Below are 9895 nucleotides of genomic sequence, written 5' to 3'. Positions count from 1 at the left end.
CCGAACCCGCCGCACCCACACCAGCCGCCGCGCCCGCCGCTGCGCCCGCACCAGCCGCCGCGCCCGCACCAGCCGCCGTGCCGGCGGTGCCCGCCGGGCGCTCGGGCACGATGCCCGTCTTCTCCTGCAGAGCCGCCACGTAGCGCTCGAGCTCGGTCGCCGCGAGCGCGCCCTCGCCCGTGGCCGTCACCACCTGGCGCAGGCTCTTCGCGCACACGTCGCCTGCCGCGTACAGCCCCGCGGCCGTGGTCTGCTGGTGGGCGTCGACCACGGCGTAGCCCACGGCGTCCACCTCGGCCACGCCCTCGAGCAGCGCGGTCGCCGGCTCGTACCCCGCCAGCACGAACACGCCGAACGTGTCGCCCGCGCTCGCGCGGTGCTCGCCCACCTCGCCCGTCTTGTTGTTGCGGTAGCGCAGGTACGAAAGCGCCGACTCACCGCCCGCCTCCACGACCTCGGTGTTGCGCAGGATGGTGATCTTCGGGTGGGAGCGCGCCGGCTCTGCCGCCGCGAAGGCGCAGGTGAAGTCGTCGCCGCGCATGAGGATGGTCACGCTCCGCGCGTACTTCGTCAAGAACACGCTCTCCTCGGCCGCCGCGAAGCCGCCGCCCACCACGAACACGTCCTTGCCCGTGAAGAACTCGCCGTCGCACGTGGCGCAGTACGCCACGCCGCGCCCCTGGAACCTCTCCTCGCCCGGGAAGCCCACCCGACGCGGATGCGCCCCCGTGGCCAGAAGAACGCCGAACGCGCGCAGCTCGCCGCGCGACGTGCGCACCGTCTTCACGTCGCCCGCCATGTCGAGCTTCGTGACCTCGGCCAGCAGGAACTCCGCGCCGAACGACTCCGCCTGGGCGCGCATCGTCTCAGCGAGCGCGCGCCCGCTCGTCTTCGCCACGCCGGGGTAGTTCACCACCTCCTCGGTGATGGTGATCTGCCCGCCGAACTTCTCCTTCTCGACGACTACCACGCGGTAGCGGGCGCGCGCCAGATACAGCGCCGCCGTCAGGCCCGCCGGTCCGCCGCCGATGACCACCACGTCGTACATGCCCTTCACGTCCATGTCTCTCCCCTTCATGAGAAGAAGCCGCCCACGCAAGCGGAGCGGCTTCTCGCAAGTCCTCTGATCCTCAAGCCCAAGGCCGCGCGGCTTACAGCGCGCCCACCAGGTCGAGGCTCGGCTTCAGCGTCTCGGCGCCGGGCTGCCACTTCGCGGGACACACCTCGTCGCCGTGCTCGGCCACGAACTGCGCCGCCTGCACCTTGCGCAGCAGCTCGTCGGCGTTGCGGCCGATGTTGCCGGCGTTCACCTCGTAGAGCACGACCTGGCCCTCGGGGTTCAGCACGAAGGTGCCGCGCTCGGCCAGGCCGTCAGCCTCGATGAGCACCTCGAAGTCGCGCGCGATGGCGTGCGTGGGGTCGGCGAGCATGGGGTAGGTGATCTTCGAGATGCGCTCGGAGGAGTCGTGCCACGCCTTGTGGGTGAAGTGCGTGTCGGTGGACACCGAGTAGATCTCGCAGCCGATCTCCTGGAACTTCGCGTAGTTGTTCTGCAGGTCCTCGAGCTCCGTGGGGCAGATGAACGTGAAGTCGGCCGGGTAGAAGAACAGCACGTTCCACTTTCCGAGCAACGTGTCCTTGGTGATGGTCTTGAAGTCGCCGTCGACGTATGCCTGGGCGGAGAACTCGGCGATCTCTTTGTTGATGAGGGACATGGGCGTTCCTTTCCTCTTCTGGTTGAACTTGGTTGATGCTGGTTGGTGCGAATGGTGTTGGCAGTGCGGGTAGTGCTGGTTGGTGCGGGTTGGTGCGGGTTGGTGCGGGTTGATACTGGTTGGTGCTGGTCGTGCTGGCTGGCGTCAGCTGGTGCTGACAGCATTGGTTGATGAAAACAGTCTTTGGTTGTCAATTTAATTGCTACCTAATTTATAACATATAAGTGGCGCCCCGCGAGCCAGAAACGGCGCTTTGCAAGGCGCGCTCCGCAGATTCCCCACAACTGCGCAGCCGCGCGTGCGAAATTGCGGGAGATTTGAAATTATCCTTAAATGAGGTATCATCGAGCGGAAGCGAACTGCGGACGCATAAACGTGGACGCATCGACGATTCCCGAGGCCGGACGCCATGCCGTCCGAGGAGAAAGGGCTGACATCCCATGCGAGATCATTCCCATCACATCGAGCTTTCCCGCGAGGAGGCGGTTTCCCGGATGCTCGAGCGCTGCCGCGCCGTCGGCTTCAGCGCCTCGGGCAAGCAGGAGGGCGGCGCGGCGCGCGTCGAGCAAGTCGCCCTCGACCAGGCGCTCGGCCGCGTGCTCGCGCAGGACGTGCGCGCCGCCACGGACGTCCCCAACGCGCTCACCTGCTGCATGGACTCCATCGCCGTGCATTGGGCCGCCTTCGAGGACCTGCCCGAAGGCGCCCTGCCCGACACCGCCGCCTGGGTGCGCGGCGTCGACTGGGAGTTCGCCAACACCGGCGTCGCCATGCCCGCCGGGTTCGACACCGCCATCGTGATCGAGCACGTGGCCGTCTCCGACGACGAGCAGCACGTGACCATCGACGCCGCGCCCTCGCGCCAGTTCGCAGGCACGCGCGCCGCGGGCAGCCAGATGAAGCGCGGGCAGACCGTCATCCCCGCCGGCGCCCTCGTCACGCCCGACGTCGCGGCGCGCATCGCGGGCGCGGGCCACAGCGCCGTCGCCGTCCTCGCGCGCCCGCGCGTGGCGTTCATCCCCACCGGCAACGAGCTCGTGCCCGCGAACCTTCCCTTCGCGCCCTCCGCGCCTGAGAAGTACGCGGGGCGCGGCCACACCTTCGAGTCGAACAGCCTGGTCGTGCGCGGCAAGGTGGAGCAGTGGGGCGGCGAGCTGGTCCCCTTCGACATCGTGCCCGACGAGTACGACGCCATCAAGGAGGCCGTCGCGCACGCCGCGCGCGTGGCCGACATCATCGTGCTGAACGCCGGGTCGTCGAAGGGCTCCGACGACTGGTCGGTTGAGGTGCTCGAGGAGATGGGCGAGGTCGTCTGCCACCAGACCAACCACGGCCCCGGCCACCACAGCTCGTATGCCCTGGTAGGAGGCACGCCCGTAGTGGGCATCTCAGGTCCCTCGGGCGGCGCGTCGTTCACGCTGAACTTCTACCTGCGCCCCGTGATGCGCGCGTTCCTGGGCCTTGACCCCGCGCCCGAGCGCATCCCCGCGCGCCTGGCCGCGCCCTTCGCCCCCAACAAGTTCGGCAAGCCGCAGCCGGGAAAGCTCCCCGGCGAAGCGCGGCCGCCCGAGGCCACCGAGCCGGGCAGCTCGTTCTTCTCCATCCGCTTCCTCACGCTCGAGGCGCAGCCCGACGGCACGCTGGCCGCCACGCCCGTGCTCGGCCACCCCGGCAGCCCCGAGACGCAGCACGCCAACGCCTACTGCATGCTGCCCGCCGGCCCCGGCGAGGTGCCGCCCGAGCCGGGCAGCATCATCTGGTGCGAGCTGAGATAGCTGTCAAGGACCTCGAAGCGGGCGCCCGAGCCCAGAGCGCAAACAGCGCAAACTCGGGCGCCCCGGCGCCCGCCTGCGCGCCTCCGCGGGCGCCCGAGCCCAGAGCGTAAGCGCCTCCCCTACCCGCGCGGGCCGGCGGCGCGGATCTCCTCGGGAGCGTGGGCGTACTTCCGCTGGAAGTTCTCCTCGAACATGCGCGCGAGCTTTGCGGCGGACGCCTCGTACGCCCCCTGGTCAGCCCACGTGCTCGCAGGCGTGAGCAGCTCGTCGGGCACGCCGGGGCACGCCGCGGGCACGAGCACGCCGAAATGCGGGTCGGGCGTGAACGCGCCGCCCTCGAGCATGCCGTCGAGCGCCGACGACACCATGGCGCGCGTGTACTTGAGCGGCATGCGCTCGCCCGTGCCGTTCCACCCGGTGTTGATGAGGTACACGCGGGCGCCCGCCTCCTGCACGCGCTCCTTCAGCATGAGCGCGTAGCGCAAGGGGTCGAGCGGCAGGAACGGCTCGCCGAAGCAGGTGGAGAACGTGGGCACCGGCTCCGACACGCCCACCTCGGTTCCGGCGAGCTTCGAGGTGAACCCGCTCAGGAAGTAGTACATGGCCTGGTCAAGCGTGAGCTTCGCGACAGGCGGCAGCACGCCGAAGGCGTCGGCCGTCAGGAACACCACCGTGCGGGGCGCCGGCGCCATGCCCGAGGGCTCGCTGTTCGCGATGTGCCCCACGGGGTAGCCCGCGCGCGTGTTGACCGCGAGCGCGTCGTCGTCGAAGTCGAGCTCGCGCGTGACGGGGTCCATCACCACGTTCTCAGCCAGCGCGCCGAAGCGGATGGCGTTGAAGATGTCGGGCTCGTGCTCGGCGCTCAGGTTGATGCACTTGGCGTAGCACCCGCCCTCGAAGTTGAACACCGCGTCGTCGGACCAGCCGTGCTCGTCGTCGCCCACGAGCCGACGCGCCGGGTCGGCCGACAGCGTGGTCTTGCCCGTCCCCGACAGGCCGAAGAACACCGCCGAGGCGCCGTCGGCGCCCACGTTCGCCGAGCAGTGCATGGGCAGCACGCCCTCGCGCGGCAGGACGTAGTTCATGACGGAGAACACCGCCTTCTTGATCTCGCCCGCGTAGCGCGTGCCCGCGATGAGCACGCGGCGGCGCGCGTAGTCGATCATGACGGCCGCGTCGCTGCGCGTGCCGTCGCGCTCGGGAACGCAGGCGAAGCCCGGCGCCGCCAAGATGACGTAGTCGGGCGCGAACTGCTCGAGCTCCTCGTCGGAGGGGCGCAGGAGCAGCTGGCGGATGAACAGGTTCTGCGAGGCAAGCTCGTTCACGATGCGGAAGCGCTTCGCAAAGGCGCGCTCGGCGCCCGCGAAGCCGTCGAACACGAACAGCTCGCGCTGCGCGAGGTAGGCCGCCACGCGCGCGTACAGCGCGTCGAACACCTCAGGTGACACGGGGCGGTTCACCGCGCCCCAGGCGATCTCGTCATGCACCTCGGGCGCATCGACGATGAACTTGTCCTTCGCGGAGCGTCCCGTGCGCGCGCCCGTCTCGACCACGAAGGCGCCCGTCCGGCTGAGGCGCCCCTCGCGCTTGCGCAGCGCATGCTCCACCAGCGCCGACGGGCACAGGTTGCGGTAGACCGCGCAAGCGGGCACGATCCCCAGCCCCTCAAGCTCGCGCTCAAACCCCTGCTTGCGTTCGGAACCCCACTCTTCCACAAGAACCACCTCAGTCGTCTGCTTCCCGGCACCGACTGCCAGCTCGGCGTGGCTTTGCGCGCAGAATCGCGCGGGGACGGCCGCGACAAGACGGCCAAAACCCGCGCGCACAGAGCAGGCGCGCGCAAGCGCTTTTGCATACGCCCCATGATACGGTCTTTTCCGCGCAAAGGCGCGAGAAATGCGCGATCTGACGCCCAAAAGCGCCGCAGCCCAGCAGCCCGGGAGGATCAGGAGGCCCTTTGGCCCGCGAGCTATTCGCGGTTTCTCAGGTATTCGCCCAGATAGGGAACGACAAGCTCAAGCTCTCCCCTCCGCTCGCTCGCAACGACCCCCGCCTCGATCAGGCGTGCGCGATATGACTGGACGTATCCCGCCGAGACGCCAAGACGCGCCTGAATGTCAGACACCTTGCTGGGCCCCTCGTCAACGGCCATGGCTTCGAGGAACTTCACGTCCGTGTCAGAGAGCGGCTTGAGCGTCGTAGCGAACACATCCGCCTCCAGGTCTCGCTTCGCGCTTGCAATGGCATCGGACACCATGCCGTCGTCGATAGACGCCGACCCTGCGGAGTATTCCTCAAGATAGTACCCGACGAGCTGCAGCAGGTAGGGAAAGCCCCTCGTCGCGCTCACGGCCTCGTCGAGAAGCTCCGAAGGGAACTCCTTCCCCAACGCGTTGAAGGTGAGCCGGTAGTACACGCGGATGGGCTCAAGCGAGAGCGGCTCGAGGCGCACCTTGCGCGCACGGTTGAGGAACGTGAGAATGTTGTCGTTGAGCACGCTCGACACCGCCGTGGGCAGCCCCGCCATGACGATGGCGATGTTCTTCCCCTCTCCCACGAGATGCTGATAGGTTGTCGCCAAAGTGCGCATGTCATCGGTGTTCGCCTGCACCTCGTCAATCAAAAGGAGGATTCCCTTGTCGTTCTCAGCGAGCTTGTCGCACAGCAGCGACAGCTTGGTGCGGAAACCGTAGTTGCTTGCCACCTCGTCGCTGAACGTCAAGCCGAAGGAAAAGCCGAGCGCGCCCGCGTTGAAGCCCTTGATCTTCGACTTTCGCTCTTTGACGAACGGCGACCCCTTGATCTGCACCGTTTCGACGATCTCGTCAAGCATGTTCGCGCTCGCTGCGACGCGCGCGGCGATGAAGCCCCTGTCAAGCGCCTGGTCGGCTATCTCGAGAAGGAGCGCCGTCTTTCCCATGCCGCGCTGCCCGATGACAAGCGTGGCCCTGTCGCGATGGCCGGGGCGCATGCCGAGGCCGGAGAGAATGCCCTCGGTCACCGCCTCCCGCCCGACGATCTTGTCAGGCTTGTTCCCAAAGGAAGGCTGGAAAACGGTATCTGAGGCCATGTCGCTCATCCCTTCCGAATGTCTGTCAGCTCGGCACTTTTATCAACTTCTATTATCTTCTATCATTCTCTATCATCTTTTATCAAGTTCTATCATTCTCTATCATTTTTTATCAAGTTCTATCATTCTCTATCATTTTTTATCAATGAGGGATTCGACGCTGAGGAGGGCGGGGCATTTGGCAAGCACCTTTGACAGTTCGCCTCGCCGTGACTGCGTTTTTACTCAATATACTGAGTAAAATCACTCAATAGGGCGGATATTCCCCTGCACCTTCCGCACCGAGCGTTCAAGAGACCCGGGCACGATGCGGGCTATGGCGTCGAAGGGGATGCGCGTCTGGATGAGCTGGAGGGTTCGCAGGATGGTGTCCACCTGGGCGATGACACCGGTGAGCGTCGCGTAGGCGTCGCCATCGTAGTAGGTCACGGCGACCACCTGCCCGCGCGCGAGCCGGGACAGCTGCTCTGCGAGCTCGCGCTGCTCCTCGTCCGTGAGCTCGCGGCGCGGCTCGGGGACGCGCTCGCATGCGGCCAGCAGGTCGTAGTAGCCCTTGAGCGCGGCGAACGGCTTGAACTGGCGCGCGCGGTCGGGATGCGGCTTGCCGATGACGCGCCGTGCCGCCTGCTCGTCCAAGCCTGCCAGCTCCACGTCCTCCGCCAGCACCATCCGCGCGCCTGCTTCGCGGGCGGCGGCGCTCCCACAACCAGAGGACGTGCGCGCTTCGCAGCCGACGGGCTCATGTGCTCCGCAGCCGGCGGCAGCCGCAGCGTCCGCGCCCCCGTTCGCGGCAGCCCCTTCGCGACGATCAGCCATGGTGGCCTCCCACCATCTCGTTGCGCTCGCGCCCCGTGGCCTTCTCGCGCAGGCTCACGCCCTTGAACAGGGCGTTCTTGCCGAACTTCCGCTTCACGGCCAGAATCGCCTCCTGTCGGCGACGCTCCTCGGCCTCCGCCTCCACGTCGGAGAACAGGTTGTAGGTGGCAAGCTCCTCGGGCACGAGCCCTCCGAACGCCAGGTTCACGCGCTTGACCATCTTGGCAGGGTCGACGATCTCGTCATACAGCGCGTCGAGGTACGCCATGAGCTTCGCCAGCGAGTTCGTCCGCTCGGGCAGCTTGCGGCTCGCGTTCGCATGTTCGCCGCTTCCCTTCGCATACCCCACCGCCAGCGAGACGCGATCGGTCACCACGCCCTTCTCCACCAGCTCGAGCACCGTGGCGTCCACCATCTCGTGCAGCACCATGCGGCCTTCCTCGAACGTGTAGTCGCACGGCAGCACCTGGCCGTTGCCGAGCGAGGTGGACTCCGGCTCGTAGGCCTTGATCTCGGCGATGGTGCACGGCTCCACGCCCCACGCGTGGTCGATGAGGAACTCCGCGTTCGCGCCGAACTCCTGGTACAGCACGTCGACGTCCATCTGCGTGACGCCGAACAGGTCGAACACGCGGTACTTCGCCAGCCGCCGCGCGATGCCGGGGCCGATGTTCCAGATGTCGGTGATGGGCCGGTGGTGCCAGATGGTCTCGCGAAAGCTCGCCTCGTCCAGAAAGCCGATGCGATCAGGCGCGTGCTTGGCCGTGACGTCGAGCGCGAGCTTCGCCAGAAACAGGTTGGGGCCCACCCCCGCCGTGGCGGGGATGCCCGTCTCGGCCATCACGGCGCCCATGAGCAGGTTGGCGAACCCGCGCGCGTCCAGGCCGTACAGGCTCAGGTACGCCGTCGCGTCGATGAAGCACTCGTCGATGGAGTAGGCGTGGATGTCCTGCGGGCTCACGTAGCGCAGGTACACCCGGTAGATCTCGGCCGACACCTCCATGTAGCGCCGCATGTGCGGCTTCGCGACCTCGAACTGCACGCCCTCGGGGATCTCGAACAGGCGGCAGCGGTTGCGGATGCCGAGCGCCTTCATGGCGGGCGTGATGGCCAGGCAGATGGTGGTCTGGCTGCGCTCGGGATCGGCCACCACGAGGCGCGTAGTCATGGGGTCTAGCCCGCGCGCCACGCACTCCACGCTCGCGTAGAACGACTTGAGGTCGATGCAGACGTAGGTGCGTGCTAGCTCCATAGGCGCACTTCGGGCTCGAGGCGCACGCCTTCGCTTTCGTAGACGCGCTGCTGCACGTCGGCGATGAGCCGCAGGACGTCAGCCGCCGTGGCGCCGCCGGCGTTCACCACAAAGCCCGTGTGCTTCGTCGACACCTGCGCCCCGCCGACTTGATAGCCGCGCAGCCCCGCATCCTGGATGAGCTTGCCCGCGAAGTAACCTTCCGGCCGCTTGAACGTGGAGCCCGCGCTCGGCATCTCGAGCGGCTGCTTCTCGGCGCGGCGCTGCGCCAGGTCGTCCATGCGCGCGCGGATGGCCTCCGGGTCGTCTGCGGTCAGTTGCAGCTCAGCGCCGAGCACCACGTAGCCCGCGTCCATCATCATGGAGTGGCGGTACGACCACGCGGCTTCCTCGGCGGGCACGTCCACCACGTCTCCCGCGGGCGTCAGGCAGCGCACGCGCACGGCCACGTTTTTGAACTCGCCGTCGTAGGCGCCCGCGTTCATGACGGCCGCGCCCCCCACGGTGCCGGGGATCCCGCTGGCGAACTCGTAGCCCGCCAGGCCCGCCGCGCACGCCGCCTCGGCCACGTCAGCGTTCGACGCGCCCGCCTGCGCAACCACCCGCCCGCCTGCGCGCACCTCGATGCGCGCGAAGTTCGCCGCCAGCTTCATCACCACGCCGCGCACGCCCGCGTCAGCTGCGAGCACGTTCGAGCCCAGCCCCAGCACGCGCCACGGCACCTCGTGCGCACGGCAGAGCGCCACCACGTCGCGCACCTGCTCCTCGGCCTCGGGCAGCACGAGCCACTCGGCCGGCCCGCCGATCGCAAACGTCGTGTGCGCGCGCAGCGGCTCCTCTGCCAGCACGCCCTCCGCGCCCACGATGGAGCGCAACTCATCAGGAAACATTCCGCTCTCCTTATGCCCTTGCAAAAAATCTCAGCATTTTTGGCAGAAATCTTCAGTTCTTTGTCAATCTCTCGGACTTCTTCTTGGCGAAGACGACACGCCGCTTTTCCTGAGCTGGGGTTTTGCTGGAACGCGTCATGCCCTTAGGCGCAACGGACTCCTAAAGGCGTGCTTGGGGGCATGGAATTGACAAAGAACTGAAGATTTCTGCCATTTTCTCCCGATAATTCTGCACGGGGGCTCGCCGCAGTCCGGCCGCAGCCGTGTCATGGCCCGCAGTCGCCCCCGCAACCTGCACGACAGCCCCCACGCACCGCCAGCCGCAGGTCGCCGGCCGCGCCCCGCGACCCGCGCCGCCAGCCCGCGCAGCCGCGCCC

Annotated in this window: 8 protein-coding genes; 1 reads left to right on the top strand and 7 read right to left on the bottom strand. The window is 67.5% G+C overall.

The features are described 5' to 3' along the window. The coding region (locus HRL41_RS10940; RefSeq protein ID WP_172137058.1) for an FAD-dependent oxidoreductase at window positions 1–1063 on the bottom strand (1063 nt) is incomplete at its 3' end. Window positions 1064–1151: 88 nt separating this feature from the next. Then, complete coding sequence (gene ahpC, locus HRL41_RS10935; RefSeq protein WP_165173277.1) at window positions 1152–1715, bottom strand: alkyl hydroperoxide reductase subunit C; 564 nt, start codon at window positions 1713–1715, stop codon at window positions 1152–1154. 440 nt (window positions 1716–2155) lie between these two features. Between ahpC and HRL41_RS10930 the strand changes: the two genes are divergently transcribed. Next, entirely contained in the window at window positions 2156–3490 is a 1335-nt protein-coding gene (locus HRL41_RS10930; protein ID WP_172137057.1) for a molybdopterin molybdotransferase MoeA, read from the top strand. Window positions 3491–3609: 119 nt separating this feature from the next. Here HRL41_RS10930 and pckA read toward each other — a convergent pair whose 3' ends face one another. From pckA to murB, 5 genes are all read right to left on the bottom strand, one after another. Then, on the bottom strand, window positions 3610–5214 hold the full coding sequence (gene pckA / locus HRL41_RS10925) for a phosphoenolpyruvate carboxykinase (ATP) (RefSeq protein ID WP_216662667.1): 1605 nt from the start codon (window positions 5212–5214) through the stop codon (window positions 3610–3612). A 245-nt stretch (window positions 5215–5459) separates the two neighbouring features. After that, a complete protein-coding gene (locus HRL41_RS10920; RefSeq protein ID WP_172137056.1) occupies window positions 5460–6560 on the bottom strand; it encodes an AAA family ATPase in 1101 nt (366 codons plus the stop codon). A 243-nt stretch (window positions 6561–6803) separates the two neighbouring features. Beyond that, window positions 6804–7376, bottom strand: a complete 573-nt coding sequence (locus tag HRL41_RS10915) for a YolD-like family protein (protein WP_253904869.1) — start codon at window positions 7374–7376, stop codon at window positions 6804–6806. Beyond that, window positions 7369–8628, bottom strand: coding sequence for a DNA repair protein (locus tag HRL41_RS10910; protein WP_172137055.1), 1260 nt, complete (start codon window positions 8626–8628; stop codon window positions 7369–7371). The genes HRL41_RS10915 and HRL41_RS10910 overlap by 8 nt, the downstream gene beginning before the upstream one ends. Then, a complete protein-coding gene (gene murB, locus HRL41_RS10905; RefSeq protein ID WP_172137054.1) occupies window positions 8619–9518 on the bottom strand; it encodes a UDP-N-acetylmuramate dehydrogenase in 900 nt (299 codons plus the stop codon). The genes HRL41_RS10910 and murB overlap by 10 nt, the downstream gene beginning before the upstream one ends. Window positions 9519–9895: the final 377 nt, after the last annotated feature.

The sequence above is a fragment of the Adlercreutzia sp. ZJ473 genome (genome assembly GCF_013185065.1).
Taxonomy (GTDB): Bacteria; Actinomycetota; Coriobacteriia; order Coriobacteriales; family Eggerthellaceae; genus CAAEEV01.
This window is presented reverse-complemented; position numbering and strand designations above follow the sequence as displayed.

Excerpts from the sequence above, each read along its gene's own strand:
- ahpC (WP_165173277.1), bottom strand. The coding sequence starts at position 1,715 with ATGTCCCTCATCAACAAAGAGATCGCCGAGTTCTCCGCCCAGGCATAC.
- HRL41_RS10930 (WP_172137057.1), top strand. The coding sequence starts at position 2,156 with ATGCGAGATCATTCCCATCACATCGAGCTTTCCCGCGAGGAGGCGGTT.
- HRL41_RS10920 (WP_172137056.1), bottom strand. The coding sequence starts at position 6,560 with ATGGCCTCAGATACCGTTTTCCAGCCTTCCTTTGGGAACAAGCCTGAC.
- HRL41_RS10915 (WP_253904869.1), bottom strand. The coding sequence starts at position 7,376 with ATGGCTGATCGTCGCGAAGGGGCTGCCGCGAACGGGGGCGCGGACGCT.
- HRL41_RS10910 (WP_172137055.1), bottom strand. The coding sequence starts at position 8,628 with ATGGAGCTAGCACGCACCTACGTCTGCATCGACCTCAAGTCGTTCTAC.
- murB (WP_172137054.1), bottom strand. The coding sequence starts at position 9,518 with ATGTTTCCTGATGAGTTGCGCTCCATCGTGGGCGCGGAGGGCGTGCTG.